This window comes from Thioalkalivibrio sp. ALE21, assembly GCF_003208255.1.
GTDB lineage: Bacteria > Pseudomonadota > Gammaproteobacteria > Ectothiorhodospirales > Ectothiorhodospiraceae > Thioalkalivibrio > Thioalkalivibrio halophilus.
Genome location: NZ_QKMA01000005.1, coordinates 1 through 13853, shown reverse-complemented (window position 1 = coordinate 13853; position 13853 = coordinate 1). Strand labels below are relative to the sequence as shown.

Here is a 13853-nt window from a genome sequence, read left to right as displayed (position 1 = left end):
ATGAGCGCCACAGAAACCCTGCCCCCCGGTGGCCCGGTCCCGGGGAACGTATCCGCCGCCACCGTGGCCGCCCTGCTGGGGCTGCTGGTCGTGGCCGGCGCGCTGTATCTGCTGGCGCCCATTCTCATGCCATTTCTGGTCGCGCTGCTGGTGGGTTACCTGTTCAACCCGCTGGTGACCCGCCTGGGGGTGCGTTTGAATACCTCGCGCACGGTGGCCACGCTGGTCATCTCCCTGCTGGTGATGCTGCTGCTGGCGGCGGTGGTGCTGGTCCTGATCCCGCTGGTGGCCGCCCAGCTGGAGCGCCTGTTCCTGTTCCTGCCGGAGATCATGGCCTGGTTCGACCAGCAGGCACGGCCATGGCTGGAGCGGCATGTCGGCGACGGCATCCCGGCGCTGGATCCGCAGGCGGTGCAGGACATGGTGGCGCGCCACTGGCAGGAGGCGGGCGGCCTGGCCGGCGGCGCGCTGCACTGGATCGGCAGTTCCACCACCGCGCTGGTGATGGGCGTGCTCAACCTGGTGCTGATCCCGGTGGTGAGCTTCTATCTGCTGCGCGACTGGCCGCGCCTGATCGACGGCCTGCACGACCTGCTGCCGCTGGCCTGGCGCCCGTCGGTGGAGACTTTCGCGCGCGAATCCGACGAAGTGCTGGGTGCGTTCCTGCGCGGGCAGCTGCTGGTGATGGTTTCGCTGGGCCTGTTCTATGCGGTGGCCCTGTCGCTGGTGGGCGTGGAGCTGGGGCTGGCCATCGGCGTGATCGCGGGTGTGGTGAGTTTCATCCCGTATGTGGGCGTGATCGTTGGTATTACCCTGGCCAGCGCTGCAGTGCTGTTCGCTGGCGACGGCTGGGTCCTGCTGCTGGTCGTCTGGGCGATTTTCGCGGTGGCGCAGGTCCTCGAATCGGTCTGGCTGACCCCGTGGCTGGTGGGGGACCGCACCGGGCTGCACCCGGTGGCGGTGATCTTCGCCGTGCTGGCCGGGGGGCAGCTGTTCGGGTTCGTGGGGGTGCTGCTGGCCCTGCCGGTGGCGGCGGTGCTGGCCGTTGCGGTGCGCCACGCGCTGGCGCATTATCGCGCGCTCAATCAGCCCGCCCCCGGAGGGGATGCCGACCCGTGACCCGAGATCCTGCCAGCGTCGACACCGACGTGGCCCAGCTCCCGCTGGACCTGCGGCTGCGCGATGCATCGCGCTTTGTGGAATACCACGCCGAGGCCAATCGGATCGCGCGCGACACCGTCGAGAGCCTGGGGCGCAACGCCGGGCTGAGTCAGCCGCAGGTCTATCTGCACGGGCCGGGCGCGACCGGCAAGACCCACCTGCTGCAGGCGGCCTGCCACGTGGCGCATGAACGCGGCGACCGGGCCGCCTACCTGCCGCTGGCGGAACTGGCCACGGCGCCCCCCGCGGCGGTGCTGGACGGGCTGGAGCGTGCAGGGCTGGTGGCGCTGGATGACCTTGCGGCGGTGGTCGGTTCGCCGGCCTGGGACGAGGCGCTGTTCGGCCTGCTCAACCGTCTGCGCGATGCTGGCTGCCGGGTGCTGCTGGCGGCGCCGGAGCCGCCGGACGACATGGGCGCGACCCTGCCGGATCTGAGCTCCCGCCTGGGCTGGGGGCCGGTATTCCGCCTGCAGCCCCCGGAGGAGGAGGATCTACGGCGCATCCTGGTGGACCGCGCCCGGCGGCGCGGCCTGGAGATGCCGGATGCGGTGGCCGCCTATGTGCTGCGCCACCACCGGCGGGATGTTGCCGCGCTGCTGGCCCTGCTGGAACGCCTGGACCTGGCGGCGCTGGCCGAACAGCGCCGCCTGACCATCCCCTTCGTGCGCGATCAGCTGGCGCGTTCGGCCGCCGACTGAGCCGCGCGGGCGCGGCGCGCGTCCAGCTTCACGAACAGCAGGCAGCCGGCGAACCAGGCCAGGCTGAAGCCCGTGACCAGCGCACCGTAGAGACGGTCGCTGGCGACCGACGCCAGCGTGATCCCGAGGGTGATGTAGGCCAGCGCCAACAGACTGGCCCAGGCATGGGTGTAGCGGCGCGCATGCAGGATCCCGCGCAGCGGGAACAGCAGCGGCACCAGCAGGATCGCCAGGGCGAGGGCGCGCGGCAGGGCCTCCGGCGGCTGCAGCCAGCCGGTGAACGCCAGCAGGGTGGCGAACAGGCCGAACCAGCCGATCAGGGCCATCCAGCGGAACAGGGCCACGAGGTTCATGCCTTGCCGCCTCCCTGGCCCTCTGCGGCCTGAAGCCGCTGCGCCAGCCGCCCCACGCGCTCGCCCAGCGCGCTGGCGATGCGCTGCTCCTCGCGCGAGACCGGCGCCTCGCCGCGTTCCCCGGCCACGTGGCTGGCGCCGTAGGGCGTGCCGCCGGTGGTGGTCGTGGAGAGTTCCGGCACGGTGTACGGCACGCCGGCCCACAGCATGCCCTGATGGATCAGCGGCAGGGCCATGGTCAGCAGGGTGGTCTCCTGACCGCCGTGCTGGGTGGCGGTGCTGGTGAACACCCCGAACGGGCGGTCCACCAGGCCTCCGCTGGCCCACAGCCCGCTGGTGCCATCGAGGAAGTGCTTGAGCGGCGCGGCCATGTTGCCGAAGCGGGTCGGCGAGCCCAGCACCAGCCCGGCGCATTCTTCCAGATCGCGGGTCTCGGCCCAGGGCGGGCCGCTGTCGGGCACCGCCGGGGTGTCGCCGGGGGTGCCGGTGGTCACCGGCGGGACCGTGCGTACCCGGGCGGTGGCCCCGGACTGCTCCACGCCGGTGGCCACGTGGCGCGCCAGTTCGGCAGTGGCGCCGTAGCGGCTGTAGTACAGCACCAGGACTTCCACGGCGGCGCTCACGGCAGGATCTCCAGGATCTGTTCGGGCGGCCGGCCGATGCGTGCGGCGTCACCGTGGACCAGGATCGGGCGCTCGATCAGTTTCGGGTGTTCGACCATGGTCCGGATCAGCGCCTCGTCGTCCAGCTCGGCGTCCTTCAGGCCCAGTTCGCGGTATTCGGCCTCGCCGGTGCGCAGCAGCTCGCGCGGGCGCACTTCCAGACGCTCGAGGATCGTGCGCAGGGTGTCCGCGTCCGGCGGGGTCTTCAGGTATTCGACGATCTCCGGCTCGATGTCGCGTTCACGCAGCAGGGCCAGCGCGGCGCGGGACTTGCTGCAGCGCGGGTTGTGGTACAGCGTAGGGCGTGGCGATTCGGACATGCACGGACTCCGGAGGTGAAGGATTCATGACTGAGGCCAATGATAACCGGGCCCGCCGCTGGCGTGTCAGCGGCCGGGTGCAGGGCGTGTTCTTCCGCGCCTCCACGCAGAAACAGGCGCGCCCGCTGGGCCTGACCGGCCATGCCCGCAATCTCCCCGACGGCAACGTGGAGGTGCTGGCGGTGGGCTCGCCCGAGGCCCTCGACCGGCTCGGGACGTGGCTGCAGGAGGGCCCGCGCCAGGCCCGGGTGGACGATCTGCAGGTCGAGGACGTTCCGATCCCGCAGCCGCCGCCGGAGCGGTTCACCACCGGCTGAGCCGGGTCGGGTCTTTCCCCCGACGCATTGCGGGTGTAGATTAGAACGAACGTTCGTTTTAGTGAGGCGTCGATGACTGCCAGTCCCGGAAAGGTCGTACGCGGGGAGACCCTGCGCAAGCTGGTTCTGGACACTGCGCTGGAGCGCTTCAGCACCGACGGCTATTTCAATACCTCCATCCACGACATCCGCCGCCAGGCCGGGGTGTCGATTGGTTCGATCTATCACCACTTCGGCAACAAGGAGGCCCTGGCCAAGGCGCTGTACGACGACCTGCTGCAGCGCATGGACGCCGGGCTGCAGCAGGTGATGGAGGAGAGTCAGGACTGCCGCACGCGCTGCGACGGGATCATCGCCTTTCTGTTCGAGACCACCGCACAGGCCCCGCAAACCATGCGCTTCGTGCTGGAGTCGCGGCACCGGGAGTTCCTGCCGGATGAACCGCCGGTGTGTTCGTCGCAGCCGTTCCAGCGCATGCGCGAATGCATCGAGCAGGGCATGGCGGCCGGCGAGCTGCGGCCGATGGAGGTGCCGGTGGCGGCCACCGTGGCCTTCGGTGGAGCCATCCGCCTGCTGCACCTGTACCTCGATGGCGTGCTGGACCGGCCCCTGTCCGACTTTTTGCCCGACATGCAGGAGGCGGCATGGCGGGCGATTGCGATGGATCCGCCTCGCAACACCACCCGGGAGAACGCATGATGATGAAAAGAATGGCCGTACTGCCGTTGCTGCTGGCGCTGGCCGCCTGGCCAATGCTGGCGGTGTCCGCCGCCGAAGCCGGCGCTGAACCCACCGACGCGAAGGCGCTGGAGGGCGTCGAAACCGGGCGCGTGGTGTTCGATCTCAACAACAGCGACCCCGAGGGGCTGGCGCTTTACCTGACGGTGATCCGCGAGACCCACGAGGACTTCACCGACCAGGGCGTGGAGCCGGACATGATCCTCGCCTTCCGCGGGCTGGCGGTGACCATGGTCAGCGAGGACCGCGAGCGGTTCGAACTGACGCAGTTCGAGCATCTGGACGCGATCGAGGAACACATCGCCGCGCTGCGCGAGAAGGGCGTGCGGATGGAGGCCTGTTCGGTGGCCACGCGCCTGTTCGGCGTGGATCACGGCGAGCTGCTCCCCGGCATCGAGCCGGTGCGCAATACTTTCGTGTCGCTGACCGGGTATCAGGCGCAGGGCTATGCGGTGATCCCGATCTACTGACCCCGGGAAGAGAACCGGAAAACCACCAGGAGGAGGAGACCACATGAAAAAAACGATACTGAGCATCTTTTTCGCCTGCGTCCTGCCGCTCGGTCTGGCCGTGCCGGCGGCCGCCGACGAAGAGGGCCTGGACAACCGTGAGGCCACGCAGGGGATCGAGACCATGCGGGCGGTCTACGACATGCGCAAGTCCGATCCGGACGTGATGCTGGCGTACCTGCGCGGCATTGCCACCAACCACGAGAACCTGCTCAAGGAGGGCGTGGAGCCCGACCTGCGCATGGTGTTCATCGCCGAGGCGGTCAAGTTCATCACCACCGATCCGGAGCCGGAGGTCGACATCGACCACGCGGAGACCCTGGAGGAGATTGCTAAGGCGGTGGACCGGCTGGATGAGCTGGGCGTGCAGATGGAAGTCTGCTCGGCCGCCACCCGCGCCTACGGCGTGGACAACGACACCATCCTGGAGCCGATCAAGCCGGTTCGCAGCGGATTCATCGCGGTGATGGGCTACCAGAACCAGGGCTACGCGCTGGTACCCGTCTACTGAACCCGCACACCCCATCACACGGGGCCTTTGGGCCGTCGCATCCGTGCGGCGGCCTTTTTTGTGTCCGGCCACCTGCGGGCGTAGCGCCCGCCGGGGCTCAGCCGCGCGCCAGCCGGCGGTTGAGCACCCATACGGATAACGGCGCGAACACCGCCGCGATCCCCGCCGCCCAGGCCAGCGATGCCAGCGCCGGGGCCGCGACCGCTCCGTCGTCGTTCATCAGCCCGCGCGCGGCCTCGGTCAGCAGCGACACCGGGTTGGCCTGGACGAAGCCCTGCAGCCACTCGGGCATGGTCTCCACCGGGACAAACGCCGAGCTGACGAAGGTGACCGGGAACAGCGCGGTGAAGCCGAACAGCTGCACGTGTTCCGGGTCGCGCGCGAGCACGCCGACCAGCACCATCACCCAGGAGAACGCCACCGCGAAGGTGAGCACCAGCAGCACCATGACGAGCAGATGGCCGAAGGAGGTGGCCAGGCGGAAGCCCAGCAGGTAGCCCACGATCAGCAGCAGGGCGATGCACAGCACCTGCTTCACTACGTCCGCGAGGATGCGGCCGGCCAGCGGCGCCCAGCGCGGGATGGGCAGGGCGCGGAAGCGGTCGAACACCCCGCGGGTCAGGTCGGTGTTGAGGCCGTGGCCCACATACACCGTGACGAACAGCATGTTCATCACGATCACGCCCGGCAGTACGAAGGCGAGGTAGTCATCCGGCGAGCCGGCGATGGCCCCGCCGAACACGAACAGGAACAGCACCAGGAACAGGATCGGCTGGATGGAGTAATCCCCCAGCTCCCACGGATTGCGGCGCACCTGCACCAGGCTGCGCCAGGCCAGCGCGAGGGTCTGGTCGAGGGCATTCATGCGGCATCCTCCCCGCTGTCCCCGGCGGCATCGGCCGGCGCGTCGGTGCTGCCGGTCTGCCCGGTGAGTGTAAGGAACACGTCGTCCAGGCTGGCGCTGCGCAGGCCCAGCTCCGCGACCTCGATCCCGGTGGCATCCAGTTCGCGCAGCACCGCCGGCAGCAGCGAGGCCTCGGCCACCGGTGCGCTGAGGGTCTCGCCTTCCACATGCGGGTCGCTGCCGGTGAGGGCGGCCACCTGGCGGGCGGCCGCATCCGCCTGGTCCGCCCGCGCCAGGCGCAGGAACAGCGTGCGCGTGCCGACCCGGGCCTTCAGCTCCGCGGCCGTGCCCTCGGCGATTACGCGGCCCTGATCCAGCACCACGATGGAATCGGCCAGTGCATCGGCCTCCTCGAGGTACTGGGTGGTCAGCAGCACCGTGGTGCCCGCGTCCTGCAGCCGGCGTACCCGCGCCCACAGGTCGCGGCGGGCACGCGGGTCCAGTCCGGTGGAAGGTTCGTCGAGGAACAGGATGCGCGGGCGGCCGACCAGGCTGGCCGCCAGATCCAGCCGCCGGCGCATGCCGCCGGAATAGGTCTGCACCGGGCGGTGCCCGGCGTCCCGCAGGGAGAAGTCGGCCAGCAGCTCGTCGGCGCGGGCCCGGGCCGCGGCGCGTTTCATGCCCAGCAGGCGGGCGATCAGGATCAGGTTCTCGCGCCCGGTCAGCTTCTCGTCCACCGATGCGTACTGGCCGGTCAGGCCGATGATCTCGCGCACCCGCGCCGCCTCGTCGACGACATCGAGGCCGCCGACCCGCGCGCGACCGGCGGTGGGCGAGAGCAGGGTCGCCAGCATGCGCACCGTGGTGGTCTTGCCGGCGCCGTTCGGGCCCAGCAGCCCGAGTACATGGCCGGCGGGGACCTGCAGGCTGACCTCGTCCACCGCGCGGGTGCCGGCGAAATCCCGGACCAGGCCTTCCACTTCGATGGTGTTGTCCACGCTCACCTCCGCTCGCGCGCGGACGGTCAGGCGTGCTGCAGCTCGCGCGTCAGCTCGCGCCGGATCATCCAGTCCACGTACAGGAACCCGAAGGGCACCACGCCCATGATCAGCACCAGCAGCCACTTCAGAACCGACCAGCCGCGCATGTGGCTGGCCACCACGGTGGCGGCCGCATAGATCAGGAACAGGATGCCATGGATCCAGCCGACCCAGGTGACCGCCATGTGCATGTCCGCGTAGGTGCGCAGCGGCATGGCGACAAACAGCAGCGTGATCAGGGAGATACCCTCGATCACGCTGATCGCGCGAAAGTATTTCATGGCCTTCCGGTATCGCTGGTGAAACGGCCGCGAAGGGTAGCACGCGGGCGCCCCGTTGGCGGCATTCCCGGTGCCTGACGCAGCCCTAAGGGAAACACTGATCCATGTACACGCTCGCGCTTGAGTCGCTTTTGCGTGCGAACAAGGCGCGGCGACCGCCGTGCAGTCATTCTGCACAAGGAAGCCGCAACGCCGTGCGCGCGCAAAAGCGGCCGAGCCCCTACGGGGTTGGGCCCCGGGTTCCCCGATCCGGCGTTGCGCCGCTTGCGGGTAGAACCACTACCCACTGCACGACGCGCCTTGTCTCGGAAAACCCGGGGCACCAACGCGAGCGTGTACATGGATCAGTGTTTCCCTTAGGGGGTGATGGTGACCGGGGGCTCGAGGGCGCCGAGCAGGGCGTCGCCCTGCGGGCCGGCCAGCAGCGGGCTGCGGCGGCCGAGCACCACTTCGGCCGCCGGCTGACGTTCCAGTGTGCGGAGCAGCTCGCGGGGAGCGCTCGAGCGCAGCGAGCGAACCCGCACCGGAGGGTCGTCGGTCGCCACCCATTCGCTCAGGGCCCGGTCCCGCTCCCGCGCGGCGTCGGGGTCGTCCAGCGGGACGAGCAGCACGGTCAGGGGGCGCCTTTGCTGGCGGGCCCGGGCGCGGGCGAAGACGAGCGCTTCGTGCGCGGTCTCCGGGGCATCGACCACCACCAGGACCGGGCTGTCGGGGCGTGTCGGCCGGGTTCCGGTGAGGTGGACCCGTCCCGGGGCTTCATGGACCAGGCTGCGCGCGGTGGAGCCCAGGCGGCTGCCGGTCGCGGCCGACCATCCGATCTTGCCCAGCACGAGGAAATCACCCGGGGTGGTCAGCGCAAGCACCTCGCGGCGCACCGATCCGCGGCGGACCTCGAGCGAGCAGTGGATCCTTGCACGCGCGGCGGCCTGTTCGGCCGCACGGCGGAGGTGGGCGGCGCGGCGCCGCAGGCGGGTTTCCAGCAGCCCGGTTTCCAGTGGCCGCGGCTGCCCGGAGAGCGAACCGATCTCGCGGGTGAAGGGGTAGGCGGCGCTGCGCAGCAGATCGGCCTCCTCGACAAAGATCGCCTGCAGCTCGCCCTGCAGCGTGGCGGCCAGGGTCGCCGCGGCCTCGAGCGCGGCCTGGCTGGCGTGCGAGGCGTCGAGCAGGACCAGGATGCGCCCGGCCTCCGCCGACGGGAGCGGCTGGGTGCCCGCGGGGTCAGTCATCGTCCTCGGCCCGAGGAACGGGTCCGGCGTCCTCGGCGCCCGCGTCGTCGTGCCGGCGATGCCGCGCAAGGCGGGCGAAGGTCGCCAGCCGGTCGGCGACCGCACGGTTGAAGCTCTCCGCCGGGAACTCGCCATCGGCGTCCGCTTCCCCGGGGGACATCTCGGTGAGCAGGCCAATGGCGTCGTCTACCGTGCGTAGCGGGTACACGCGGAAGTGGCCGGCGGCCACGGCTTCGCGCACGTCGCGCCGCAGCATCAGGTGCTCGACGTTGCTGGCGGGGATGAGCACGCCGTGGCCGTTCATCTCGCCCGCTTCCCGACAGACATCGAAGAACCCCTCGATCTTTTCGTTGACCCCGCCGACGGCCTGGACTTCGCCGTGCTGGTTGACCGAGCCGGTCACCGCCAGCGCCTGCTTCAGCGGGATCCGTGCGATGGCCGACAGCAGGGCACAGATCTCGGCCACCGAGGCGGAATCGCCCTCGATCCCGCCGTAGGACTGTTCGAAGGCGAGGCTGGCCGACAGCGACAGCTCCGCATCCCCGGTGTAACGGCTGGCGAGAAAGCGTGAAAGGATCATCACGCTCTTGCTGTGGATCGGCCCGGCCAGTCTGGCCTCGCGCTCGATGTCGATGACCTGGCCCTTGCCCGGCCGCGCGGTCGCGGTGATGCGCATCGGGCGTCCGAACAGGTGGCTGCCCAGCTGCATCACGGACAGCCCGTTGACCTGGGCCGTCTGCGTGCCTTCCGTGGCGATCATCACCGTGCCGCGGCGGATCTGTTCCAGGCTGCGCCGCTGCACGCGTGCCGAACGCTCGATGCGTTCCTCGATCGCGCGTTCGATGTGGGCGGCGCCGATGGTTTCGGCCTCTGCCTGACGCGCCCAGTGGTCGGCCTCCATCAGCAGGTCGCGCAGGGTGCGGTCGTGAGCGGTGAGTTTCGTCTGATCCCCGGCCAGACGGCTGGCGTGTTCGATGGTGCGGGCCACGGCGCCGCGGTCCAGCGGGCGCAGCTCGTCGCGCCGCGCCATGCTGGCGAGCATGCGCGCGTACAGGGCGTAACCGGCCTCGTCGCGCTCGAGGTCGTCCTCGAAGTCGGCCTCGACCTTGAACAGCTCGGCGAAGTCCGGGTCGTAATGCGACAGCAGGTAGTACAGCAGGCGGTCGCCCACCAGCACCACCTTGGGCGATACCGGGACCGGCTCGGGTTCCAGGCTGACCGTGCTGACCAGGCCGTAGAGCCGCTCCAGTGATTCGATGCGGATCTCGCCGGAGAACAGCACGCGCTTCAGGCTGTCCCACGCCATTGGCTGCATCAGCACTCGCCGGGCGTCGAGGATCAGGTAGCCGCCGCTGGCATGGTGCAGCGCACCGGCGCGGATCAGCGAGAAGTCGGTGTACAGCGCGCCGTTGTGCACGTGGTGTTCAATCTGGCCGGTCAGATGCTGGTGATTGGGCAGATCCTCGTAGATCACCGGCGCCCCTTCGGTTTCCGCATGGTCCACCAGCAGGTTGGCGCGAAAGCGGGCCAGCATCGCTTCCGGGGGCGCGTGATCCTGCCCGCTCTGCTCATCCTGCCCGCCGTGTTCGTCGTGGCCGCCGCGGAAGATCTCCGCGTGTTCCACCACGTGGCCGTGGATGGCGTCGAGCTGTTCCGCCACGCGTGGCAGGTGCGCCCACTTCTCCTTCAGATCGTGAATCGGATCGCCGAGGGTCAGCTGCACCATCTCCTCGTTCAGCGAGTGGACCTTCTCCCGCAGTTCCTTGCGCAGGCGGGGCACCTGCTGGATGGCCTGCTGCAGCTGTTTCTGCAGCTCCTCGGCCTTCTGCTCGATGCGCTCGCGTTCTTCCTCTGGCAGCTTTTCGTATTCCTCGGGGTCCAGGACCTCGCCGTCACGCACGGGTGCGAAGGTGAAGCCGCTGGGGGTGCTGACCAGCTCGATGTCGTGCTTGTTGGCCTCTTCCTGGACCTCGCGGACGCCCTCGTTCTGGCGTTCGGACATCTCCTCCTGCAGTTCCCGCAGCCGCCCCTGGTATTCGTCGCTCTCGAAGGCGGCAGGGATGCTGGTGCGCATCTCCTCGACCAGGTTCTCGAGATCATCGCGCAGTTGACGTCCTTCGCCGGCCGGCAGGCGAATCGCGTGGGGGCGTTCCGGCCGGTCGAAATTAAAGACATGGCACCAGTCCGGCGGGACCGCCTCGCTGGCCGCGCGGCGGGCGAGAAAACGGCGCACCAGGTCGTGCCGGTCGCTGCCCTCGGGGCCGAGCACGAACAGGTTGAAACCCGCGCTGCGCATGCCCGCACCGAATTCCAGCGCGCGCAGCAGCCGGTCCTGGCCGCAGGGGAGTTCCAGTTCTTCCAGCTCTTCGGTGGTGTCGAACTCGAGCTGCTCCGGCGGGCAGCGATGGTAGGTCCGTTCCGCGTCCAGGGGTGTCGGTCGGGTCATGCCAGCTCTCCTTGATCCGTACCCCGGACCATAGCCGGATACGCGCCCCGGCGACAAAGACCTGTGCCCCGGGGTTGCCGGGCCGCGTTCCCGAAGCCGGGATCAGCATGCCGGGGTGCCCCTGGTTCGGATGGATGCCCGGGACGGGTCATTCGTTATGTTGCCTGTTGGTAAACCTTTTTCTACACTCTTCTTCGTGTGCCGGTTGAACTACAAGAAGTCGGCACTCAAGTGCCTGGCGCGGATGCCGCGTGGAGAGCGCCAGCGCGTGACCGGGGCGCTGAGCCGGCTGGCACGGGACCCGGACGAACCGGGACTGGATGTCAGACCACTGCAGGGGCGCGAAGGTTATCGTCTGCGCATCGGCCGGTGGAGGGTTCTGTTTCGTCGGCAGGATGACGATCTGGTCATTCTGGTGTTGGACGCAGGCGCACGAGGAGGCATCTACAAATGAGTGAAGCGGTTCAGATCATCGAACGCGACGGCAAACCCGAATATGCCGTGGTCCCCATCGACACCTATGAGCGCCTGGTGGCGAGCGCCGAAAAGGCCGAGGACATCCGGACTTTCGACCGCGCCATGGTCGAGCTGGAGCGTGGCGAGGACGAGGTTGTGCCGGAGGCGGTTGCGCAGCGGCTTCTGGCCGGGGACGAGCACCCGATGCGCGTCTGGCGTGAACATCGTGGGTTGACGCAGGAGTCGCTGGCGACGGCGGCGGGGGTGGGCAAGTCCTACATCTCCCAACTGGAAGCCGGTAGCAAGTCCGGTTCCGTGGATGCCATGCGTCGCATCGCCGCTATCCTCGAGGTCGACATCGAGGATCTGCTCCCGGTAGAGCCCTGAGGAACGGCGGCCTTTGGAGGCCCCCGGCGCTGACCGAATGCCGATCCGGGGACAACGCGGATACCCTGCTCAGGCGCGCCGACCGGGCGCTGTACTCGGCCAAGAACGACGGACGCGACCGGATCGATGTGGTTGATCCGGGGGCCGAGCCGGGGGCGTTCGCTCCGGACCCCGCTGTCCCGGCCGATACGTCGCGAAACGGGCCCGGTGAGGCCCGCTCAGGCCGGTAGCGGAATCAGCCTTCCCCGCGGAACGGACCCAGTTCCAGCAGCTCCAGGCGGTGATTGCCCGAGGGGTGCGGCTCGGAGGGGCCCTGGACGAGCAGGGCCAGGCCTTCGTTGATGCCGTTCTCCGCGAGCCACTGGCGCGCAAAGTCGTTCCAGTCGCTGCGGTCTTCGGCGACGGCCACCGACTGTACGCCGTAGGAAAACTGCAGGCCCTGAGCGGTCTCGGGGTGCGGCGTAAAGGCCGCGATCCAGCAGGGCAGGCCCAGGCCGGCGATGCGTCGGGCGGTGGCGCCGCTCAGCGTGGGCACCAGCGTGACCTGCGGTCGGCTCCGGTGCGCGGTGTGGAACACGCTGCGCGCGATCAGGTCGGCGGCGCGCTCCTGCTCGGGCAGGTCGGGTTCATCCGGATGGTCGGTGCCCGCGGCCGCGTCGCGTTCCGGTTCGATCGAGCGGGCGATGGCCGCCAGCATCGCCACGGATTCCACCGGATAGCGCCCCATCGCGGACTCGCCGGAGAGCATCACGCAGTCGGTGCCGCCGAGGATGGCATTGGCCACGTCGGTGGCCTCGGCGCGCGTGGGCCGGCGCGAGTTCACCATCGACTCCAGCATCTGCGTGGCCGTGATCACCGGGCGGTTGTGTCGGTTGGCGCGGCGGGTGATGCGGCGCTGGGCCAGCGCGATGCTCGCGATCGGGATCTCCACCCCCAGGTCTCCGCGCGCCACCATGATGCCGTCGGCCGTCTCGAGGATGCTGTCGAGCTGCTCCAGCGCATCGGCGCGCTCGATCTTGGCGATGATGAATGGGTTGTAGCCCAGATCCTCCGCGGCCTTGCGCACCGCCAGGATGTCCTCGCCGTCGACCACGAAGCTCTGGCTCACCGCATCCACGCCGTGTTCCGCCGCAAACCGCAGCCATTCGTGATCGTCCAGCGTGAAGGCGCGGATCCCGAGATCGATGCCCGGCAGGTTCAGCCCCTTGCGCGAGCGCAGTTCCCCGCCGGTCTGCACGCGGCAGCTGACGTCGGGCCCGGCGACCGACACCACCTCCAGCTCGATGTAGCCGTCGTTCAAAAACAGCGCATCGCCCGGCTGCACCGCCTCCGGCAACCCGGAGAACGACACGCTGACCCGCGAGGCGTCCCCGATGCACTCCCGGGTGGTCAACGTGATGCCCTGACCCGGCTCCAGCTCGATCGGCTCCTCGGCCAGCTCGCCAATGCGCATCTTCGGCCCCGGCAGATCCCCGAGGATGGCCACACGGGTGCCGGTCTCCTGCGCCGCTTCGCGGATCTGCGCGATCAGGCCGGCGTGACAGGCGGGATCGCCATGCGAGAAGTTCAGCCGGACCACGTTCAGCCCGGCCTGCATCATCCGCCGCAGCGTCTCCGGTGAATCGGACGCCGGCCCGACGGTGGCCACGATCTTCGTCTTCTGCGCGGGCAACGGCATGGCAGGCCCTTATTTGTTCACTGCTATCGAGAGTAAACCGTCCGCGCCAGCCTGTCGCCACCGAGCCCGGCAAGCGTCCTCCATCCGGAACCCGGATGCCTCGCAATGGGAGTTATGGTCAAGTCTGGTGTATGAGTGATCGCTGGTTCAGGCGGCGCTCCGGTCGGTGATGGAGGATTCCTCGTCGTTGGTCGGTTCGGTCTGCTCGATGCCGTCGATGAACTGA

General features: G+C 69.2%; 17 protein-coding genes. 8 read left to right on the top strand and 9 right to left on the bottom strand.

The genetic code is table 11. The annotated features are described in order from the left end of the window. Both D893_RS06065 and hda read left to right on the top strand, forming a co-directional pair. Window positions 1-1119, top strand: coding sequence for an AI-2E family transporter (locus D893_RS06065; protein ID WP_110619365.1), 1119 nt, complete (start codon window positions 1-3; stop codon window positions 1117-1119). Continuing rightward, window positions 1116-1859 carry a DnaA regulatory inactivator Hda gene (gene hda / locus D893_RS06060; protein ID WP_110619364.1) on the top strand — a complete coding sequence of 248 codons (744 nt, stop codon included), beginning with the start codon at window positions 1116-1118 and terminating at the stop codon, window positions 1857-1859. The genes D893_RS06065 and hda overlap by 4 nt, the downstream gene beginning before the upstream one ends. Here hda and D893_RS06055 read toward each other — a convergent pair. The 3 genes from D893_RS06055 to arsC are packed head-to-tail and all read right to left on the bottom strand — an operon-like array spanning window position 1832 to window position 3194. Next, a complete protein-coding gene (locus D893_RS06055; RefSeq protein ID WP_077244082.1) occupies window positions 1832-2212 on the bottom strand; it encodes a DUF2069 domain-containing protein in 381 nt (126 codons plus the stop codon). The two genes, hda and D893_RS06055, sit on opposite strands and share 28 nt — an antisense overlap. Then, window positions 2209-2835, bottom strand: a complete 627-nt coding sequence (gene wrbA, locus D893_RS06050) for an NAD(P)H:quinone oxidoreductase (protein WP_018946506.1) — start codon at window positions 2833-2835, stop codon at window positions 2209-2211. Before wrbA ends, D893_RS06055 begins: the two co-directional genes overlap by 4 nt. Beyond that, window positions 2832-3194, bottom strand: a complete 363-nt coding sequence (arsC, locus tag D893_RS06045; RefSeq protein WP_018946505.1) for an arsenate reductase (glutaredoxin) — start codon at window positions 3192-3194, stop codon at window positions 2832-2834. Before arsC ends, wrbA begins: the two co-directional genes overlap by 4 nt. A gap of 26 nt (window positions 3195-3220) precedes the next feature. On the opposite strand from arsC, the gene D893_RS06040 reads away from it, so the two are divergent. From D893_RS06040 to D893_RS06025, 4 genes are all read left to right on the top strand, one after another. Then, window positions 3221-3511 (top strand): acylphosphatase, encoded by a 291-nt coding sequence (locus D893_RS06040; protein WP_110619363.1) that lies wholly within the window; start codon window positions 3221-3223, stop codon window positions 3509-3511. A 72-nt stretch (window positions 3512-3583) separates the two neighbouring features. Continuing rightward, window positions 3584-4210 (top strand): TetR/AcrR family transcriptional regulator, encoded by a 627-nt coding sequence (locus tag D893_RS06035; protein ID WP_018946503.1) that lies wholly within the window; start codon window positions 3584-3586, stop codon window positions 4208-4210. Between the two features lie 2 nt (window positions 4211-4212). After that, the gene (locus D893_RS06030; RefSeq protein ID WP_026288918.1) at window positions 4213-4719 is read left to right on the top strand and encodes a DsrE family protein; all 507 of its coding nucleotides are present in this window, start codon (window positions 4213-4215) and stop codon (window positions 4717-4719) included. Window positions 4720-4762: 43 nt separating this feature from the next. Next, window positions 4763-5269, top strand: a complete 507-nt coding sequence (locus D893_RS06025) for a DsrE family protein (protein ID WP_018946501.1) — start codon at window positions 4763-4765, stop codon at window positions 5267-5269. A 97-nt stretch (window positions 5270-5366) separates the two neighbouring features. Here D893_RS06025 and D893_RS06020 read toward each other — a convergent pair whose 3' ends face one another. From D893_RS06020 to D893_RS05995, 5 genes are all read right to left on the bottom strand, one after another. Beyond that, the gene (locus D893_RS06020) at window positions 5367-6134 is read right to left on the bottom strand and encodes an ABC transporter permease (RefSeq protein WP_024328509.1); all 768 of its coding nucleotides are present in this window, start codon (window positions 6132-6134) and stop codon (window positions 5367-5369) included. Continuing rightward, complete coding sequence (locus tag D893_RS06015) at window positions 6131-7111, bottom strand: ATP-binding cassette domain-containing protein (RefSeq protein ID WP_077244079.1); 981 nt, start codon at window positions 7109-7111, stop codon at window positions 6131-6133. Before D893_RS06015 ends, D893_RS06020 begins: the two co-directional genes overlap by 4 nt. A gap of 26 nt (window positions 7112-7137) precedes the next feature. Continuing rightward, on the bottom strand, window positions 7138-7434 hold the full coding sequence (locus D893_RS06010; protein WP_018946498.1) for a DUF3817 domain-containing protein: 297 nt from the start codon (window positions 7432-7434) through the stop codon (window positions 7138-7140). Between the two features lie 356 nt (window positions 7435-7790). Then, window positions 7791-8660: a universal stress protein gene (locus D893_RS06000; RefSeq protein ID WP_018946497.1), complete on the bottom strand. Its 870-nt coding sequence runs from the start codon at window positions 8658-8660 to the stop codon at window positions 7791-7793. Further along, a complete protein-coding gene (locus tag D893_RS05995; RefSeq protein ID WP_077244078.1) occupies window positions 8653-11106 on the bottom strand; it encodes an AAA family ATPase in 2454 nt (817 codons plus the stop codon). Before D893_RS05995 ends, D893_RS06000 begins: the two co-directional genes overlap by 8 nt. A gap of 205 nt (window positions 11107-11311) precedes the next feature. On the opposite strand from D893_RS05995, the gene D893_RS05990 reads away from it, so the two are divergent. Further along, a complete protein-coding gene (locus D893_RS05990; RefSeq protein ID WP_244263432.1) occupies window positions 11312-11560 on the top strand; it encodes a type II toxin-antitoxin system RelE/ParE family toxin in 249 nt (82 codons plus the stop codon). Then, a complete protein-coding gene (locus D893_RS05985) occupies window positions 11557-11949 on the top strand; it encodes a helix-turn-helix transcriptional regulator (RefSeq protein WP_018946494.1) in 393 nt (130 codons plus the stop codon). Before D893_RS05990 ends, D893_RS05985 begins: the two co-directional genes overlap by 4 nt. Before the next feature lie 235 nt (window positions 11950-12184). Here the strand turns inward: D893_RS05985 and pyk are convergent, their stop codons facing one another. Further along, entirely contained in the window at window positions 12185-13627 is a 1443-nt protein-coding gene (gene pyk, locus D893_RS05980) for a pyruvate kinase (RefSeq protein ID WP_110619362.1), read from the bottom strand. Between the last annotated feature and the right edge of the window lie 226 nt (window positions 13628-13853).

Coding starts and splice junctions, on each gene's coding strand:
- arsC (WP_018946505.1), bottom strand. CDS start 3,194: ATGTCCGAATCGCCACGCCCTACGCTGTACCACAACCCGCGCTGCAGC.
- D893_RS05985 (WP_018946494.1), top strand. CDS start 11,557: ATGAGTGAAGCGGTTCAGATCATCGAACGCGACGGCAAACCCGAATAT.
- D893_RS06010 (WP_018946498.1), bottom strand. CDS start 7,434: ATGAAATACTTTCGCGCGATCAGCGTGATCGAGGGTATCTCCCTGATC.
- D893_RS06065 (WP_110619365.1), top strand. CDS start 1: ATGAGCGCCACAGAAACCCTGCCCCCCGGTGGCCCGGTCCCGGGGAAC.
- D893_RS06000 (WP_018946497.1), bottom strand. CDS start 8,660: ATGACTGACCCCGCGGGCACCCAGCCGCTCCCGTCGGCGGAGGCCGGG.
- D893_RS06035 (WP_018946503.1), top strand. CDS start 3,584: ATGACTGCCAGTCCCGGAAAGGTCGTACGCGGGGAGACCCTGCGCAAG.
- D893_RS05995 (WP_077244078.1), bottom strand. CDS start 11,106: ATGACCCGACCGACACCCCTGGACGCGGAACGGACCTACCATCGCTGC.
- D893_RS06055 (WP_077244082.1), bottom strand. CDS start 2,212: ATGAACCTCGTGGCCCTGTTCCGCTGGATGGCCCTGATCGGCTGGTTC.
- D893_RS06040 (WP_110619363.1), top strand. CDS start 3,221: ATGACTGAGGCCAATGATAACCGGGCCCGCCGCTGGCGTGTCAGCGGC.
- D893_RS06020 (WP_024328509.1), bottom strand. CDS start 6,134: ATGAATGCCCTCGACCAGACCCTCGCGCTGGCCTGGCGCAGCCTGGTG.
- D893_RS06030 (WP_026288918.1), top strand. CDS start 4,213: ATGAAAAGAATGGCCGTACTGCCGTTGCTGCTGGCGCTGGCCGCCTGG.
- pyk (WP_110619362.1), bottom strand. CDS start 13,627: ATGCCGTTGCCCGCGCAGAAGACGAAGATCGTGGCCACCGTCGGGCCG.
- D893_RS06025 (WP_018946501.1), top strand. CDS start 4,763: ATGAAAAAAACGATACTGAGCATCTTTTTCGCCTGCGTCCTGCCGCTC.